14 protein-coding genes and 1 pseudogene are annotated in these 16,210 nt (G+C 74.4%); 3 read left to right on the forward strand and 12 right to left on the reverse strand.

Annotated elements, in window-relative coordinates; all coding sequences use genetic code 11:
- Positions 1–20: 20 nt before the first annotated feature.
- The 4 genes and pseudogenes from ACIQE0_RS01465 to ACIQE0_RS01480 all read right to left on the reverse strand — a co-directional run.
- Positions 21–428: pseudogene (locus ACIQE0_RS01465) on the reverse strand (hypothetical protein); the annotation flags it as partial.
- A gap of 113 nt (positions 429–541) precedes the next feature.
- Positions 542–757: a dodecin gene (locus tag ACIQE0_RS01470; protein WP_366330314.1), complete on the reverse strand. Its 216-nt coding sequence runs from the start codon at positions 755–757 to the stop codon at positions 542–544.
- Between the two features lie 120 nt (positions 758–877).
- Entirely contained in the window at positions 878–1,339 is a 462-nt protein-coding gene (locus ACIQE0_RS01475; protein ID WP_366330313.1) for a universal stress protein, read from the reverse strand.
- A gap of 36 nt (positions 1,340–1,375) precedes the next feature.
- On the reverse strand, positions 1,376–2,155 hold the full coding sequence (locus ACIQE0_RS01480) for a PAS domain-containing protein (RefSeq protein WP_402328211.1): 780 nt from the start codon (positions 2,153–2,155) through the stop codon (positions 1,376–1,378).
- Positions 2,156–2,294: 139 nt separating this feature from the next.
- On the opposite strand from ACIQE0_RS01480, the gene ACIQE0_RS01485 reads away from it, so the two are divergent.
- The gene (locus ACIQE0_RS01485; RefSeq protein WP_402328213.1) at positions 2,295–5,480 is read left to right on the forward strand and encodes a cytochrome P450; all 3,186 of its coding nucleotides are present in this window, start codon (positions 2,295–2,297) and stop codon (positions 5,478–5,480) included.
- Between the two features lie 51 nt (positions 5,481–5,531).
- On the opposite strand, the gene ACIQE0_RS01490 is transcribed toward ACIQE0_RS01485, so the two are convergent.
- The gene (locus ACIQE0_RS01490) at positions 5,532–6,065 is read right to left on the reverse strand and encodes a DUF2165 domain-containing protein (RefSeq protein WP_366330310.1); all 534 of its coding nucleotides are present in this window, start codon (positions 6,063–6,065) and stop codon (positions 5,532–5,534) included.
- A gap of 125 nt (positions 6,066–6,190) precedes the next feature.
- On the opposite strand from ACIQE0_RS01490, the gene ACIQE0_RS01495 reads away from it, so the two are divergent.
- Positions 6,191–7,237: a phosphatidylinositol-specific phospholipase C domain-containing protein gene (locus ACIQE0_RS01495; protein WP_402328215.1), complete on the forward strand. Its 1,047-nt coding sequence runs from the start codon at positions 6,191–6,193 to the stop codon at positions 7,235–7,237.
- Positions 7,238–7,267: 30 nt separating this feature from the next.
- Here the strand turns inward: ACIQE0_RS01495 and ACIQE0_RS01500 are convergent, their stop codons facing one another.
- The 7 genes from ACIQE0_RS01500 to ACIQE0_RS01530 form a co-directional block, all read right to left on the reverse strand.
- A complete protein-coding gene (locus ACIQE0_RS01500) occupies positions 7,268–8,314 on the reverse strand; it encodes a trypsin-like peptidase domain-containing protein (RefSeq protein ID WP_366330308.1) in 1,047 nt (348 codons plus the stop codon).
- A gap of 119 nt (positions 8,315–8,433) precedes the next feature.
- Complete coding sequence (locus ACIQE0_RS01505) at positions 8,434–9,366, reverse strand: phosphatidylinositol-specific phospholipase C (RefSeq protein WP_366330307.1); 933 nt, start codon at positions 9,364–9,366, stop codon at positions 8,434–8,436.
- A gap of 129 nt (positions 9,367–9,495) precedes the next feature.
- Positions 9,496–10,458: an L-histidine N(alpha)-methyltransferase gene (gene egtD / locus ACIQE0_RS01510; RefSeq protein ID WP_366330306.1), complete on the reverse strand. Its 963-nt coding sequence runs from the start codon at positions 10,456–10,458 to the stop codon at positions 9,496–9,498.
- Positions 10,455–11,210: an ergothioneine biosynthesis protein EgtC gene (gene egtC, locus ACIQE0_RS01515; RefSeq protein WP_402328218.1), complete on the reverse strand. Its 756-nt coding sequence runs from the start codon at positions 11,208–11,210 to the stop codon at positions 10,455–10,457. The genes egtD and egtC overlap by 4 nt, the downstream gene beginning before the upstream one ends.
- A complete protein-coding gene (egtB, locus tag ACIQE0_RS01520; RefSeq protein WP_402328220.1) occupies positions 11,210–12,535 on the reverse strand; it encodes an ergothioneine biosynthesis protein EgtB in 1,326 nt (441 codons plus the stop codon). The genes egtC and egtB overlap by 1 nt, the downstream gene beginning before the upstream one ends.
- Positions 12,532–13,860, reverse strand: coding sequence for an ergothioneine biosynthesis glutamate--cysteine ligase EgtA (gene egtA / locus ACIQE0_RS01525; RefSeq protein ID WP_402328222.1), 1,329 nt, complete (start codon positions 13,858–13,860; stop codon positions 12,532–12,534). The genes egtB and egtA overlap by 4 nt, the downstream gene beginning before the upstream one ends.
- Before the next feature lie 235 nt (positions 13,861–14,095).
- Positions 14,096–15,307 carry a pyridoxal phosphate-dependent aminotransferase gene (locus ACIQE0_RS01530; RefSeq protein ID WP_402328224.1) on the reverse strand — a complete coding sequence of 404 codons (1,212 nt, stop codon included), beginning with the start codon at positions 15,305–15,307 and terminating at the stop codon, positions 14,096–14,098.
- Between the two features lie 114 nt (positions 15,308–15,421).
- On the opposite strand from ACIQE0_RS01530, the gene ACIQE0_RS01535 reads away from it, so the two are divergent.
- Positions 15,422–16,066 (forward strand): helix-turn-helix domain-containing protein, encoded by a 645-nt coding sequence (locus ACIQE0_RS01535; RefSeq protein ID WP_366330301.1) that lies wholly within the window; start codon positions 15,422–15,424, stop codon positions 16,064–16,066.
- The last annotated feature ends 144 nt before the right edge of the window (positions 16,067–16,210 follow it).

The raw sequence follows: 16,210 nt of genomic DNA on the forward strand, positions 1-16,210 counted from the left end.
GCGAAGTCCCCCGGCCCTGCGGCCGGGGGCGTTTTTGCTGTGCTGCCGAAGACGGCGAAGAAGACGGTGGCCGCGCCGGTGAACGCGCCGCTCACGCCGAAGGGGAAGTACGGCCGGTAGTTGCCGGTGTCGATGTGGAAGAAGCCGACGCCGATGACGAGGAGGACGACCAGGACCTTCAGCCCGACCACGACGGTTTCGAAGCGGGCGGCGTTCTTGATGCCCAGGGTGAGCAGAGAGGCGATCAGGAGGCAGAGGAGCGCGGCAAAGATGCCGGCGCCGATGATGCCGCCGACGCCGATGGCGGTCAGCTGCCACAGCCCCAGTTCGCGGGTGAGCTGCTGGGCCGCGGTGCCCTCCGGCTCCTCGATGTGCTCGATGGGTTTGCGGCGCCAGACGCCCTGACCCGCGCGCAGCAGGCGTGCCATGGGGGATCCTTCCGTACGCTCGGTACGTGTCCGTCGTGGTTCGACGGCGGATCATCATGGACTGCCGGCGGCGCCCTGCGAAGGCGGCGCGGCGGCGGGGAGCCGATCGGGCGTCAGCCCGCCTCCTCCAGCCGGAAACCGACCTTCAGACCGACCTGGTAGTGGTCGATCCGACCCTCGACGATATGGCCGCGGACCTGCGTGATCTCGAACCAGTCGAGGTTGCGCAGGGTGTCCGAGGCGCGCTTGATGCCGTTCTGGATCGCGGCGTCCACGCTGTGTCGGGACGTCCCCACGATCTCGGTCACGCGGTACGTGCGGTCGGTCACGGTGGTCTCCCTCGTCGGGGCGGCGCTCCGCCCGTCCACCCTCCACCGTGCCTCAGCCCGGCCCGGCCCACCAGCGGAGCCGGGCCGTCTCCGCACACCCCGGGGAGTCCGGCGCCGGGGCTACGGCACGACCGTGACCGGCCACCGGCCGGCCTTCACCAGGCGCACCGCGACCGACCCCATGATGCGGTGCCCGGCGGACTCCGAGGCGCCGACCACCACCGCGTCCGCCTTGAGCTCGTCGGCCATCTGCACCATGCCGTTGTACGGGTCGCCACGCAGGGTGTGGAACTCCCATCGCAGGTGGAATATCCCGTCGAGCCGCTCCGTCGCCTTGCGGATCTCGGCCATCAGCTCCTCGGCCACCTCGGTGGTGGCGTCCATGACCGGCGCGCCCATCGCGGCGCCGGTCGCCAGCACCGGCTGGACGTAGACCATCACCAGCTTCGAGCCCTGGCGCCTGGCCAGTCCGGCCGCGTACGCCGCGGCGCGCCAGGAAGAGTCGGAGCCGTCGACGCCGACGACGATGACTTTCGGGCCGTCCGTTCCGCGCTCGAAGGGCGCGGTCGCGTTGTCCTCCACACCTGTGAGGTTATCCGTACGCACGTGCTGCCGGACTCAGGGGCCGGGCGGTTGCGGGCCGCCGGCCTCCGGCGCGGCGGGCGCGGGCGGCCAGCGGCCCGGTGCGAGCACCCCCAGGACGTAGGCCTTGGCGACCAGCGCGGTGCGGCCCTGGACGCGCCAGCGGCGGGCCAGCCGGGTCAGGTGGTAGTTGACCCCGTCCACGGTCAGGCCCAGGGCGCTGCCGATCGCCGCGGTGGTCGCCCCGCCGGCCGCCAGCGCCAGGATGCGGGCCTCCACGGGGCTGGTGGCGGTGGGCGGTGGGGCGGGGGGCGCGGCCCCCGGGTCCACCCGCAGCAGTGCCAGCAGCGCCGGCGGTTCGGCGGAGGCGTCGCCGACCGGATCGATCGTCAGCTCCCCCTGCTGCTCCGGTCCTCCGGGCGTGGTCCGCCAGCGCACCTCGACCGGGTAGCGGGACCGGCGGCCCAGCCGCAGTGCCTCCATGATGCGGGCGACCTGTGCGCGGTCCCGGGGCCGGAACCGGTCCAGCAGGTTGCGGCCGCGCAGTTGGCCGGGGGCCGCGCCCCACTGCGCGGCCATCGCCGGATTGGCGATCAGCACCTCGCCGTCGGCCCGGCACACCGCGATCGGCGTGGGGATCCGGTCCAGCAGCATCACGAAGTAGCCGCGGAAGAGGCTGACCTTGGGCGGCCCGGACGCGTCCGGCGATCCCGCGCACTCCTGTGCCGCGCCCGTGCCGTCCTGCGGCGCACCGCCGTCCTCCGGCGACCCGCCCGTGCCGTCCTGCGGCGCCTCGCCGTCCGTCGCCCCGTCCATCGCCCTGTCCCGCCTTCTCTCATGCCGCGGCGCTAGCCCCATCCGCACCGCATGCGCAAGGGTGCCCGGCGAAGAACCACTGCACAATCATGCAGTTGCCCGGGCCGGGGGCGGGCGCCGGGCCGGTCACGCTGGAGTCATGACCGACACCATCGCGCCCCAGTCGGGCGACCGCGCCGCCACCGCGAGCCTTCCGGTCGCCGATCTCACCGAGACCGGTCTCAGCAACACGCCCATCCAGCAGACCATGGAGCTGGCCCGGACCCACGGCCCGGCATTCCTGCGCAAGTTGGGCGACCGCGAGACGCTGTTCCTGACCTCCCTCGACCTGGTCACCGAGGTCGCCGACGAGACCCGCTTCGCCAAGGGCATCTCGGTGATCCTGGAGGACGTGCGGGAGTTCGCCGGTGACGGTCTGTTCACCGCCTACAACGACGAGCCGAACTGGGCCAGGGCCCACGAGGTCCTGATGCCGGCCTTCGCGCTGGGCTCGATGCGGACGTACCACCCGGCGATGCTGAAGGTCGCCCGCCGTGTCATGGCGGCCTGGGACCGGCGGACGGCCGAGGGTCGGCCGGTCGAGGTCGCCGACGACATGACCCGGATGACGCTGGACACCATCGGACTGGCCGGTTTCGGCTTCGACTTCGAGTCGTTCTCCCGGGACACCCCGCACCCCTTCGTCGAGGCGATGGTCCGCTGCCTGGAATGGAGCATGACCAAGTTCGCCCGGACGCCCGGCACCGACCACTCCGCCGCCGACGCGGCGTTCCGCGCGGACGCCGACTACCTCGCGTCCGTCGTCGACGAGGTGATCGCGGCCCGCACGGCCGGCGGGGAGCGCAGCGCGGACGATCTGCTGGGTCTGATGCTCGGCGCCACGGAGGGCGACGGCGCGCACGAGGGACCGGTGCTCGACCTCGCCAACATCCGCAACCAGGTCATCACCTTCCTGATCGCCGGCCACGAAACCACCTCCGGCGCCCTCTCGTTCGCCCTGTACCACCTGCTCAAGGACCCGCTCGCGCTGCGGATGGCGCAGCGCGAGGCGGACGAGCTGTGGGGCGACGACCCGGACCCGGACCCCACCTTCGAGGACATCGGCAAGCTGGCCTTCACCCGCCAGGTGCTGGCCGAGGCGCTGCGGCTGTGGCCCACCGCCGCCGCCTTCACCCGCCAGGCCCGCACCGACACCGTCCTGGGCGGCCGCTACCCGGTCGCGGCCGGCCAACTGGTCACCGTGCTCACGCCGATGCTGCACCGCGACCCGGTCTGGGGCGACAACCCCGAGGCGTTCGACCCGTTCCGCTTCACCCCGCAGGCCGAGGCGGCCCGCTCCCCGCACGCCTACAAGCCCTTCGGCACCGGTGAACGCGCCTGTATCGGGCGGCAGTTCGCGCTGCACGAGGCGACCATGCTGCTGGCGCTGCTGGTGCACCGCTACCGGCTGATCGACCACGCCGACTACCGGCTGCGCATCAAGGAGACCCTCACCCTCAAGCCCGACGGCTTCACCCTCGCCCTGGCCCCGCGCACCGCCGCCGACCGGGCCGCGGTCCGCGCCGCGCTCGCCGTGCTGCCCGGCGGCCCCGCCGACCAGGCCGCCCCCGGCGCCGCGGCGGACGACGGGCTGCCCACCCGCGTCCCGCAGGACACCGGTCTGCTCCTGCTGCACGGCACCAACTACGGCACCTGCCGGGAGTTCGCCGAGCGGCTCGCCGACGAGGCCACCGGGCTCGGCTTCGCCACCGAGGTCGCGCCGCTGAACGCGTACGCCGGCGGGCTGCCCACCGACCGCCCGGTCGTCCTCGTCGCCGCCTCCTACAACGGCCGGCCGACCGACGACGCCACCGCGTTCACCGCCTGGCTCACCGAGGCGTCCGAGGGCGCCACGGCCGGCGTCCGGTACGCCGTGCTGGGCGTCGGCGACCGCAACTGGGCCGCCACCTACCAGCAGGTCCCCACCCTCCTCGACGACCGGCTGGCCGCACTCGGCGGCGCGCGGCTGCTGCCCCGCGCCGAGGCCGACGCCTCCGGCGAACTGGCCGCCGCCGTCACGGGGTTCGCCGCCGCGCTGCGCACCGAACTGCTGACCCGCTACGGCGACCCGGCGAGCGTCGGTGCCACCGGCCAGGACGACGCCGACACCGGATACACCGTCACCGAGCTGACCGGCGGCCCGCTCGACGCGCTCACCGCCCGGCACGACCTCGTCCCGATGACCGTCACCGAGGCGCACGACCTGACCGCCGAGGGCTGGCCGCGCCCCAAGCGCTTCCTGCGGGTGGCCCTGCCCGACGGCGTCGGCTACCGCACCGCCGACCACCTCGCCGTGCTGCCGGTCAACTCCCCCGAAGCGGTGGCCCGCACCGCGCGGGCGCTCGGGGTCGACCTCGACACCGTGCTGGCGCTGCGCCCGCCCACGGGCCGCCCGGCCCGCGCCGCGCTGCCCGTCGACCGTCCGCTGACGGTGCGCCAACTCCTGGCCCATCATGTCGAGCTGGGTGCCCGGCCGACCGTTGAGCAGACGGCGCTGCTCGCCGCCCACAACCCCTGTCCGCCCGAGCGGCACGCCCTGGAGAACCTCCCCGAGGACGATCGGCGCACCCTCGTCGAGCTGATCGAGGCACATCCGGCGCTGCGCGGCGCGCTGCCCTGGCCGGTGGTCCTGGAACTGCTGCCCCCGCTGCGTCCCCGCCACTACTCGCTGTCCTCGTCGCCCGCCGCCGATCCCCGGCACGCCGACCTGATGGTCTCGCTGCTGCCCGGCGGCGCCGGTTCGACCTATCTGCACTCCCTGCGGCCCGGCGACCTCCTGTCGGCCCGGGTCCAGCCGTGCCGGGAGGCGTTCCGCCTGGACCCGGCCGACGACACCCCGGTCATCATGGTCGCCGCCGGCACCGGCCTGGCCCCGTTCCGCGGTGCCGTCGCCGACCGCGTCGCGGCCGGCCGACGCGGCCCGGCCCGGCTCTACTTCGGCTGCGACGACCCGGACGGGGACTTCCTGCACGCCGCGGAGCTGGCCGCCGCCGAGCGGGCCGGCGCGATCGCCCTCCACCCGGTCTTCAGCGCCCGCCCCGAGAACGGCCACCGCTTCGTCCAGCACCGGATAGCGGCCGAGGCCGAGGGGGTGTGGGAGCTGCTGCGGGCCGGGGCCCGGGTCTATGTCTGCGGCGACGGCAGCCGGATGGCGCCCGGTGTGCGCGAGGCGTTCCGCGCGGTGCACCGGGACCGGACCGGCGCCTCGGAGCAGGAGTCGGAGGCGTGGCTGCGCGAACTGACCGCGTCCGGCCGCTACATCGAGGACGTCTACGCGGCCGGCTGACGTCCCGGAGGCGGCGGGTGCGGGCCGGCGCCCGCACCCGCCGCCGCCTCGTCACTCCCCGCGGGGCGAACGGCCCGCCGCTCCCGGGAGCTGCACCACCACCAGTGCCACGCCGGCCATCAGGAAGTTCCGCACCGCGGCCTCCACCCCGTTCCACTGCTTGGACTGCCACATCGAGAACCACTCGCCGCCGATCGCCCAGAACCCGGCGCCGAACAGCAGCATCATCATCAGCAGCCCGAACGTGGCCAGGCGCCGGGCCGGCCGGCCGCCGGACCCCCGGCGCAGCACGCCCACCGCGGTGGCCGCCAGCAGCACCAGCGCCGTCACCGACTCCCAGGCGATGACGGCCACATACGCGGCGTCCTGGACCGAGCGCGAGGTGATGGCCCGCCACATCAGGTCGGGGTCGTGGAAGGTGGTGTCCATCGACAGCACATGGCGGACATACGCCTGGTTGGTGCCAAAGTCGGTGATGTTGCCGAAGGCGACCAGCGCGATGTAGAGCGCGACCGTCCCCGTCAACACCACTGCCGCCCACGACAGTCCGCCCGAGCTGGGTCCGGCGTTCCCCCGGTTCCGCATCCGTACACCCTTTCGTTCATGCGTTCGTGTCGCTGACCGTATCGTGCCCGGGGATGATCCGCCCGCCGGCCCAACTCCCGTACCCTGCTGACCCGACCAGGCAGAACACCAGGAAAGCGGGGCACATGACCAGCAAGCGGTGCGCGGGAACGGTCGCCGTCGCGGCGGCCGCGGTGATCGCGGCGCCCGGCGTTGCGGCGGCCGGGACGACCGCCACGACGACCTCCACCACCTACGGCACCAGCACCGCCGTCGGCGTCCACAACTCCTACGAGAAGGCCAAGTACCCCTACTTCGCCGATGCGTTGGACTCCGGCGCCGGGCTGGTCGAGGTGGACGTCTGGACCAACGGCTTAGGCGGCAACTGGCGCGTCTCGCACGCCAACCCGCTGAAGAGCAACAGCAACTGCGTGGGCGCGGCCACCGCCGCCGAACTGCGCACCAAGGACCGCAACCAGGACTTCGCCGGCTGCCTCGCCGACCTGCGGGCCTGGCACGACGCCCACCCCGGCCACCGCCCGATCCTCGTCAAGGTCGAGATGAAGGACGGTTTCAACGCCCAACGCGGCCGCGGACCCGCCGAGTTCGACGCGCTGGTGCGCGGCAAGCTCGGGGACGCGGTCTACGGTCCCGGCGACCTGGCGGCCGGCCGCGCCACCCTGGACGAGGCGGTCCGCTCCGGCGGCTGGCCCTCGCGCGCCGCCCTGGCGGGGAAGTTCCTCTTCGAGCTGATACCGGGCACCGTCGAGGAGCACAACCCGTTCGACAAGCTGTGGACCGACGTCGAGTACGCCACCCACCTCAAGGATCTCGCCGCGCAGGGGCAGTTGGGCAAGGCCGCCGCGTTCCCCGCCGTGCACGGCGCCGCCCCCGGCGACCCCCGTGACCGCTACGACCCGGCCCTGCGCCCCTGGTTCGTGGTCTTCGACGGCGACGCGGCCGCCTACCTGGGCGGCACCATCGACACGTCCTGGTACGACACCCGCCACTACCTGCTCATCATGACCGACGCCCACAAGGTCCCCCCGGTGCTGGACGCCACCCGCCCCACCGAGGAGGCCGCCCGGGCCCGGATCGGCCAACTCGCCTCCGCACACGCGAGTTTCGCCACCGTCGACTGGTACCCGCTGCCGTCGGTCCTCGGCACGGTGCTGCCGCGCGGCGGCGCCTGACCGGCCGGCGCGGCGCCGGCGGCCGCCCGGTCAGGCCCGGGTGGCCCGCCGGTACAGCGCCGCCACGTCCGCCCCGAAGCGGCTGCTGTACGACGTGGTGTCGTCGCCGCCCTGGTCCTGGCCGCCGATCACCCCGATCAGGGAGCCGGTGCCGCTGACCGGATCGAGGTCGGTGAGCAGCGGACCGCCGCTGGTCCCGGCCGGGAAACCGGCGCAGGGGAAGCGGACCTGGCCCGGCCCTTCGGCCTCCGCGGTGTGCCGGCAGCCGACGGGGGTGTCGCTGTCGCCGGGGTAGCCGGTCAGCTGCGCCGGCCGGCCCGGCGGGGCGCCGAAGCGGATCCGCTCGGCACCGGTGACGTCCTCGATCCGCTGCTCGGTGCCCCCGTGCCGGCGGACCCGGAGGAACGCCACGTCGTGGTCCGGGTCCCGGTCGCTGATCCAGCGCGGGTCCACGTCGATCCGGGTCGGCACCCACAGGCCGTAGGGCGCGATCCCGTCGTGCAGACCGGGCGCGAACACCAGCCGGGTGCGGAAACCGCCGTCGTGGACGCAGTGCGCGGCGGTGGCGACGAGGTTGCCGGCGGGGGAGTGCACCACGCTCGCGGTGCAGTAGTGCGCCACGTCGCCGCCGTCGTCGCTGCCGTCGTCGTCGGGGGAGAAGAGCACGCCGACCGGCGGTGCGGGGGTGGCCGCGGTGGCGACCAGGGGCCGGGAACCGGGCAGCGGGAGCGGGGTGCCGCCGGCCGGGCGCGCGGCGGTGGGCGAGGGGCCGGGGGACTCCCGGTAGTGGCCGGCCAGCACCGCGGCGGCCGCCCGGTCGCCGGCGGCCCGGGACGCGAGGTACGTCCCGGTCGCCGGGTCCCCGGGCGCCACGTACGGATTCTGCCGGGCGGCCCGCAGGGCCACCGCCGCACCGCCCACGACGAGCGTCAACACCCCGAGCGCCAGGGTCACCCGAAGTGGCACACCGGCCCGGGCCCGGCCGGTGCGGACCGGTCCGCCGGGCACCGGCCGCCGCGCCGCCGGCCCCGAACCGTCCTGTGCCGCCGCTCCGGGCCCGCGTTCGCTCGTCTCCACCAGTGCCGCCTCGCCGCATCAGCCGGCACCGCCTCCCCAGCGGGCGCAACGGTGCCGGAACCAGACATTTCAACCAGTCTGATGCACGACGGCCCGCGGAGGTTCGGTCCGACCGCCGATCACGCCCGCGGCTGGGCCACCAGGGTGACGCCGCGATCGGCCAGGTTGTGCCGGATCAGCGTCTGGGCCATCCCGAACTCGTTGGGGAAGTCCATCGGGACGATGCCCAGGCCCCGCCATGCGCCGCCCTCCGCGCCCTCCAGCAGGCTCTTGACCCGCGGGTTGAGGCGGTCGGCGTTGGAGCGCGGCGGGAGCAGGGCGGCGGTGGACACGTAGTTGACGAAGAGTCTGCCGGGCTGGGCGACGGCCTTGCGGAACTGGGCCTCGACCTTGGGGTACTTCCCGATCGGCTCGGTCATGTAGTCGTCCTGGATGTCGAACAGCGCCGGGTCGGCGTAGCGCACCCCGCCCAGCCCGTCGGCGTCCGCCAGCAGCACGACCCGGCCCCGGGCCTCGCCCAGCGCGGGCAGCCCGGGGTCCAGCCGGAACAGCGAGCGGTAGCCCTTGCCGTCCAGGTAGATCCCGAAGATCCGGCGGAACTCCTCGGCGGAGACCTCCGAGTACTCCTGCTTGACCCGCATCAGCACGGTCTCCGACGGGTGCGCCCGGAGGAAGTCCCGGCAGGCGTTGAGCACGTCGCCGAACATCAACTCCTGGTAGAACGCGCCGTGGTGGATCGCGAACACGTCGTCGATGGCACGGCAGCGGACGTCCAGGAACCGGATACCGGAGGCCAGTTGCTCGGCGATCGGCGTGTTCTGGCACGCCACCCAGGGGCCGCCGATCCGGGCCCCGGAGTCATGGGTGCCGGGGATGCTCAGCCGCTGCACCGGGGTGCCGTCGCCGAGCGCGGACATCCAGTCCGACGTCCCGACCGCGGCCGGTGCCGCGGCGACCGCGGTGCCCCCGCCGCCCAGGCCCGCCAGCACCCCGGCGGCGGACAGCCCCGCCGCGCCCCTGAGGAAACTCCGCCGATCCAGCACCGCGCCCATGCCCTGCCCCTCCGTCGAGCCCGTGTCGTTCCGTACGCGGCGGGCGGGCCCGACCGTGCGTACGCATGTGCGATCGGGGCATCGAACCACATCGGAGGGGGCGTCAGGCACCCCGGCGACCGGAAAAGGTCAGGTCCGCAGCGCCAGCGACAGCGCGAACCGGCCGGCGCGGTCGGTCCACCACTCGGTCAGCTCCAGCCCGGCGGCGGCGAGTTCGGCACGCACCCCCTCCTCCCGGAACTTCGCGGAGACCTCGGTGCGCAGCTCCTCGCCCGCCGCGAACGGCACCGCCAGATCGACACCGGCGACCTTGACGGTCAGTTCGGTGCGGGCCCGCAACCGCATCTCGATCCACTCCTCCTCGGCGTTCCACCGTGCGACGTGGTCGAAGTCCGCCGGGTCGAAGTCGCCGTCCAGCTCGCGGTTGACGACCTCCAGGACGTTCTTGTTGAACGCGGCGGTCACCCCGCGGGCGTCGTCGTACGCGGCGACCAGGGTGGCCTCGTCCTTGACCAGGTCGGTGCCGAGCAGCAGGGCGTCCCCGGGGGCGAGCAGCCCGTGCACCGAGCGCAGGAACGCGGCCCGCTCGTCCGGCAGCAGGTTGCCGATGGTGCCGCCGAGGAACGCCAGCAGCCGCGGGCCGGGCGTCGGGGGCAGGGTGAGGCCCTGCTGGAAGTCGGCGACCAGGGCGTGCACGGTCAGGCCCGGGTGCTCGGCCAGCAGCCCCTCGCCGGCCGCCCGCAGCGCGGACTCGCTGACGTCGACCGGCAGATAGGTGTGCAGACCGGTCAGGGCGCGCAGCAGATGGCGGGTCTTGTCGGACGAGCCGGAGCCCAGCTCGATCAGGGTGCGGGCGCCGGTGGCGGCGGCGATCCGGTCCGCGGTGCTGAGCAGGATCTCGCGTTCGGCGCGGGTGGGGTAGTACTCGGGCAGGGTGGTGATCTCGTCGAACAGCTCGCTGCCGCGGGCGTCGTAGAACCACTTTGGCGGCAGCTGCTTGGGCGTGCGGGACAGCCCCCGGGCGACATCGGCGCGCAGGGCGGCCGTGGTGGCGTCGGCGGGCAGGGTGCGGGTGATGCTGAGGGGGCTCACGATGCGGGCTCCTTGAGCGGGGTGAGATGGACCTCGGTGCCGCTGGCGCGCAGCAGGGTGCGGTCGGGGACCTCGGTCCAGTGGGGGGACGCGTCGTAGGGCTCGGAGGCGACGACCTGTCCGCCGTCGGGCAGGGCGCGGTGGAACAGGGTGTCGCCCCAGGTGGTGGCGGCGATGCCGGTGCCGTCGGTGAGCAGCAGGTTGAGCCGGGAGCCGGGCGCGGCCGCGGCGACCTCCTCCACCGTGTCGGCCAGTGCCCCGCCCGGGTCGTCGCCGCAGGCCAGCCGGTGCCGCACCAGCGCCCACAGGAACGCGGTGTCGTTGCGGGCGGCCAGCCGCAGCAGCTCCTCGGCGGGCAGCCCGGCGGCCAGCGGCGCCATGGTGTCAGGCCAGCCGGCCACCGCGCCGTTGTGGCTGAAGAGGTACCGCCCGGCGGCGAACGGCGCGGCGGCCGCCTCGGCGTCCGCCCCGGCGACGGTGGCGTCCCGGACGGCGGCGAGCAGCGCCCCGGTGCGGATCACCCGCCCGAGGTCGGGCAGTTGCTCATCGGCCCAGATCGGCCCGGCCCGGCGGTAGCGGGCCGGCACCGGGTCGCCGGGCGCGTACCAGCCGACGCCGAAGCCGTCCGCGTTGACCGTGCCGTGCCGCTGGTGGCGCGGCGCCCAGGACTGCCGGTAGAGGCCGTGCGGCGGCGCCAGGACCACCTGCGCGAACGGTATCTCCGGCCCCACATACGCCAGATGACGGCACATCAGGCCAGATACCTCTCCGTCGGGCCGGCGTCCCGGGCGGTGCGGAACCCGGAGAAGATCTGCCGCCGCACCGGGAGGTCCCAGTTGCGGAAGGTGCCGCGGCAGGCGACCGGGTCCACGGCGAACGAGCCGCCGCGCAGCACCTTGTGCGCGCTGCCGAAGAACACCTCGGAGTACTCGCGGTAGGGGAAGGCCGCGAAGCCGGGGTAGGGCAGGAAGTCGCTGGCCGTCCACTCCCAGACGTCGCCGATCAGTTGGTGGACGCCGAGCGGCGAGGCGCCCTCGGGATAGCCGCCGACCGGGGCCGGCCGCAGGTGCCGCTGCCCGAGGTTGGCGCGGTCCGGGGTGGGGTCCGCGTCGCCCCAGGGGTAGCGCCGGTCGCGTCCGGACGCCGGGTCGTGGCGGGCGGCCTTCTCCCACTCGGCCTCGGTGGGCAGCCGCCGGCCGGCCCACCGCGCATAGGCGTCCGCCTCGTACCAACTGACGTGCAGCACCGGCTCGTCCGGCGGCACCGGCTCGGTCGCCCCGAAGCGGCGGCGCAGCCACTGCCGGCCCTCGCGGCGCCAGAACAGCGGCGCCCGCAGCCGGTGCTCCCGCACCTGGGCCCAGCCCCGCGGGGCCCACCAGCGCGGGTCGTCGTAGCCGCCGTCCTCGATGAAGCGCTGGTAGGCGCCGTTGCTGACGGGCGTGGTGTCGAGGAAGAAGGACGGCACCGTCCGCCGGTGCGCGGGGCGCTCGTTGTCCAGCGCCCAGGGCTCGGTGGAGGTGCCCATCAGGAACGGGCCGCCGGGGACGAGGACTTCGGCCGGCAGCACTCCGGCGGGCGCGGCCGGCGGCTCGGGCGCGCTGAGCACCGGCGGGCCCGTCCGCAGCTGATGGGTGATCAGCATCGTCTCGTCGTGCTGCTGCTCATGCTGGGCGATCATGCCGAAGGCGAAGCCGTCGGCCAGCAGCGGCCCGCCGTGCAGCGCGGTGCGCTCCAGGACGTCCAGCACCCGGCCGCGCACCTCGGCGACATAGCCGCGGGCCTCGGCCGGGCCGAGCAGCGGCAGGGTGGGGCGCTCGGCGCGCGGATGCTCGAAGGCGTCGTAGACGGAGTCGATGTCCGGGCGCAGCGGGTCGCGGCCGCCGACGGTGCGCAGCAGCCACTGCTCCTCCTGGTTGCCGATGTGCGCCAGGTCCCAGACCAGGGGGGACATCAGGGGGGAGTGCTGGGCGAGCAGGTCCGGGTCCTCGACGCAGCCGGTCAGCAGGCGGGTGCGGTCGCGGGCGGCGAGCAGTGCCGTGGCGGCCCGCTCCCGCAGCGACTCGGGGTCGATGGTCACTGGCTGTCCTTCCCGGGGAGGGGGCGGCCCTCGGCCGCGGTGCCGGGTCCGTCGCCGGCCGGGTCCGGGCCGCCGCCGGCGTCCGCCGCGGCCAGCGCGTCGAGCTGGTCGTCGGCGGGGCACCGGCCGCGCGCCACATAGCGCTCGACGAACTCCGCGACCGCCGCGCGGATACCGGGGGCGGCGCCGAGCCGGGGCAGCGCCTCCTGCGCGGCGGTGAAGCAGGCCACCGCGGCGGCGTGCAGTTCGGGGTCGGCGAGCCCGGCGCGGGCGGCGTTCCGCCACAGCGGGTTGTCGGGCGCCGGGGCGCAACCCGCCGTCTCCGCAAGGGGCTTGACGGTGCGGTAGGCGAGCTCGGCCGCCTCCGGATCGTCGAACAGGGCGGCCGTGACGGCCAGCGGCACGATCCACCCGTCCGGGCCCGGCTGCGCGTCGATCATCCGCAGCTCCAGATGGCCGCGCGGCCGCACCGGCGGGAAGAGGGTGGTGACGTGGTAGTCGAGGTCCTCCCGGGTCGGCGGCCGGGGGGCGCCGGTACGGAACCACTCGCGGAAGGTCAGGCCCTCCGGCGCGTCCCAGGGGCCCTCCGGGCGCCGGACGCACATCACCGGGGCGTCCAGGGCGTAGCGGACCCATGCGGTGCGCGGGTCGTCGTCCAGGGGCGGGGCATGCGTGCGGCCCGGGTCGAGCTGCGCCCAGATGGCCTGGCGGGTGGTGCGGTAGCCGGTCGGACGCCCGTCGGCGAGCGGGGAGTTGGCGAACGCGGCGGCCAGAACGGCGCCGAGCAGGTGCGCCAGCAGCCACCGGCGGCCGAGCCCCAGCGGCCCCGGCTCCTCGTGCCCGGCGTCCAGGCAGACCTGGACGGAGGCGGTGCCGCACATCATGGACCGGCCGGCCGGACCGCGCCGGTCGAAGTACGCCTCCATGGCGTCGTAGCGGGGGGCGGACAGCACCCGCCGCGGGGGGTGCCAGGGGTTGTGACCGTGGCCCGCGAGCGCGAGGCCCAGCTCCCGCAGTGCGGGCCGGACCCGGGCGAGGTCGGCGGTGACCGCCTCGACGCAGGCGTTGAGCGAGGTGGCGGGCAGCGAGCTGAGCTCCAGCTGGCCGCCGGGTTCGAAGGTGAGGAGGGAGTGCAGTGGCAGGGCGCGCAGGGCGTCCGCCGCGGTGTGCATCCGGGACGGTGCGACCGGACATCGGGGGTTGCGGGCGTCGTAGACCAGGAGCTCGATCTCCACGCCGGTGCGGCGCGGCGGCCCCGTCTTGAAACAGATCCCGCTCAGGTGGGCCTCAAGTTCCGCTTCCGACACTGCCGGTCGTACGGGCATCGCTTCCCTCTCCCCTTCGGGGCGGCGGCTGGTTTGCCGCCCTCCACCTAAGCCGCTGCGGACGGAGCGCTCAAGGGCGCCTGCCCGCGCCGGGCGGCCCGGTGCGGGAGACCGGGCAGGTGGGAAGGGGAGGGGGCCGCAGAATCCGGTGCGTCCGTTCGGGTGTCGCGGGGCCGCGTCCGGGGAGGCCGGGCACCCCCTCCCCGGCCCCTGCGGACGTCCGCGCGGCCCCCCGCTACTGCCGGTACCCGGCCAGGAAGCGCCCGATCCGGCTGATCGCGGCGTCCAGGTCGTCGGCGTGCGGCAGGGTGAGGATGCGGAAGTGGTCCGGGCGCGGCCAGTTGAAGCCGGTGCCCTGGACGACCTGGATCTTCTCCCGCAGCAGCAGGTCGAGGACGAACTTCTCATCGTCGTGGATCTTGTGGACCGCCGGGTCCAGGCGCGGGAAGGCGTAGAGCGCGCCCTTGGGCTTGACGCAGGAGACGCCCGGGATCTCGTTGAGCCGCTCCCAGGCGCGGTCGCGCTGCTCGCGCAGCCGGCCGCCGGGGAGCACCAGGTCGTCGATGGTCTGCCGGCCGCCGAGCGCGGCCTGGATGGCGTACTGCGCCGGGGCGTTGGGACACAGCCGCATGGAGGCGAGGGTGCCCAGGCCCTCCAGGTAGTCCTTGGCGTGCTCCTTGGGGCCGGAGACCACCAGCCAGCCGGAGCGGAAGCCGGCCACCCGGTACGCCTTGGACAGGCCGCTGAAGGTCAGGCAGACCAGGTCCGGGGCGAGCACCGCGGCGTGGTGGTGGACCGCGTCGTCGTAGAGGATCCGGTCGTAGATCTCGTCGGCGAAGACCATCAGATGGTGGCGGCGGGCCAGGTCGAGCATGCCCTCCAGCACCTCGCGCGGATAGACCGCGCCGGTGGGGTTGTTGGGGTTGATGATGACCAGCGCGCGGGTCCGGTCGGTGATCTTCGAGGCCAGGTCGTCCAGGTCCGGCAGCCAGTCGGCGGACTCGTCGCAGAGGTAGTGCACCGGCTTCCCGCCGGCGAGCGAGGTGACCGCCGTCCACAGCGGGAAGTCCGGCGCCGGGATGAGGACTTCGTCGCCGTCGTCCACCAGCGCCTGGACGGCCATGGAGATCAGCTCGGAGACGCCGTTGCCGAGGTAAATGTCGTCGACGCCCACGTCCGTCAGCCCGGCCTCCTGATAGCGCTGGGCCACCGCGCGGCGGGCGGAGAGGATGCCCCGGGACTCGGTGTAGCCGTGTGCGCGGGAGAGGTTGCGCATCACGTCCTGGAGGATCTCCTCGGGGCACTCGAAGCCGAACAGCGCGGGGTTGCCGGTGTTCAGCCGCAGCACGCTGTGGCCGGCCTCCTCCAGGGCGTCCGCGTGCTCGATCACCGGCCCGCGGATCTCGTAGCAGACGTCGGCCATCTTGCTGGACTGCTTGAACTGCATGCGGCGGCCTCCCACTTCGCGCGCCCACCGCGGGATGCGGCAGCACTCATGAACCGTACTTGGTTTTCCCAACTTCCAACTTGGAAAATCCAATCACATGTCTATGCTGGTGTCATGCCGCGCCGAAGTTATGACCAGTACTGCGCCATCGCCCGGGCCCTGGACGCCGTGGGCGACCGCTGGACGCTGCTGATCGTCCGGGAACTGCTCGGCGGCTCCCGGCGCTACACCGACCTCCACGCCGACCTCCCGGGCGTCAGCACCGACATGCTCGCCTCCCGCCTGAAGGACATGGAGCGCGAGGACCTGCTCACCCGCCGCCGGCTGCCCCCGCCCGGCGCCGCCTCCGTCTACGAACTCACCCCGCGCGGCCGGGCGTTGCTCCCCGCCCTGACCGCGCTCGCCGACTGGGGCGCCCCCGCCCTCGACGAGCAGCGCCCCACCGACGCGGTCCGTGCCCACTGGTTCGCCGTCCCGCTGATGGCCCGGCTCGCCCGGCACTTCGCCGGCGAACCGGAGCGCGTCATCGGCATCGCCCTGGACGAGGGCGCCTTCCACATCGTCCTGGACCCGGACGATGTGGAAGGCGCCCGCTACGCCGACGGCCCCGCCGCCCGCCCCGACACCGTTCTGCGCATGGACACCGCCACCTGCGCCGCCCTCGCCCACGACCGCTTCTCGCTCGCCGAGGGCCTGGCGGCCGGCTGGATCGAACAGGCCCGCCCCGACGAGCGGACGGCGGACCCCGCCGCGGTCTGAACCGCGGCCCCCTTGCCGCCGCCCGCACCCGTGCCACCGTCCCTTCGATGACGACCGACCGGACGCCGCCCGGCCCGCCCTCCGGGGCGGGCCCCTGGCACACCCACGACCTCACGCTCCACCCCGACCGGGTCGTCAAACGCT

The organism is Streptomyces sp. NPDC093097 (assembly GCF_044754325.1).
Classification (GTDB): Bacteria; Actinomycetota; Actinomycetes; order Streptomycetales; family Streptomycetaceae; genus Streptomyces.

Bases quoted from the DNA above. Each gene is read 5' to 3' on its own strand.
- ACIQE0_RS01490 (WP_366330310.1), bottom strand. From the start codon at position 6,065: ATGCGGAACCGGGGGAACGCCGGACCCAGCTCGGGCGGACTGTCGTGG.
- ACIQE0_RS01495 (WP_402328215.1), top strand. From the start codon at position 6,191: ATGACCAGCAAGCGGTGCGCGGGAACGGTCGCCGTCGCGGCGGCCGCG.
- ACIQE0_RS01530 (WP_402328224.1), bottom strand. From the start codon at position 15,307: ATGCAGTTCAAGCAGTCCAGCAAGATGGCCGACGTCTGCTACGAGATC.
- ACIQE0_RS01480 (WP_402328211.1), bottom strand. From the start codon at position 2,155: ATGGACGGGGCGACGGACGGCGAGGCGCCGCAGGACGGCACGGGCGGG.
- egtC (WP_402328218.1), bottom strand. From the start codon at position 11,210: ATGTGCCGTCATCTGGCGTATGTGGGGCCGGAGATACCGTTCGCGCAG.
- egtA (WP_402328222.1), bottom strand. From the start codon at position 13,860: ATGCCCGTACGACCGGCAGTGTCGGAAGCGGAACTTGAGGCCCACCTG.
- ACIQE0_RS01505 (WP_366330307.1), bottom strand. From the start codon at position 9,366: ATGGGCGCGGTGCTGGATCGGCGGAGTTTCCTCAGGGGCGCGGCGGGG.
- ACIQE0_RS01535 (WP_366330301.1), top strand. From the start codon at position 15,422: ATGCCGCGCCGAAGTTATGACCAGTACTGCGCCATCGCCCGGGCCCTG.
- ACIQE0_RS01485 (WP_402328213.1), top strand. From the start codon at position 2,295: ATGACCGACACCATCGCGCCCCAGTCGGGCGACCGCGCCGCCACCGCG.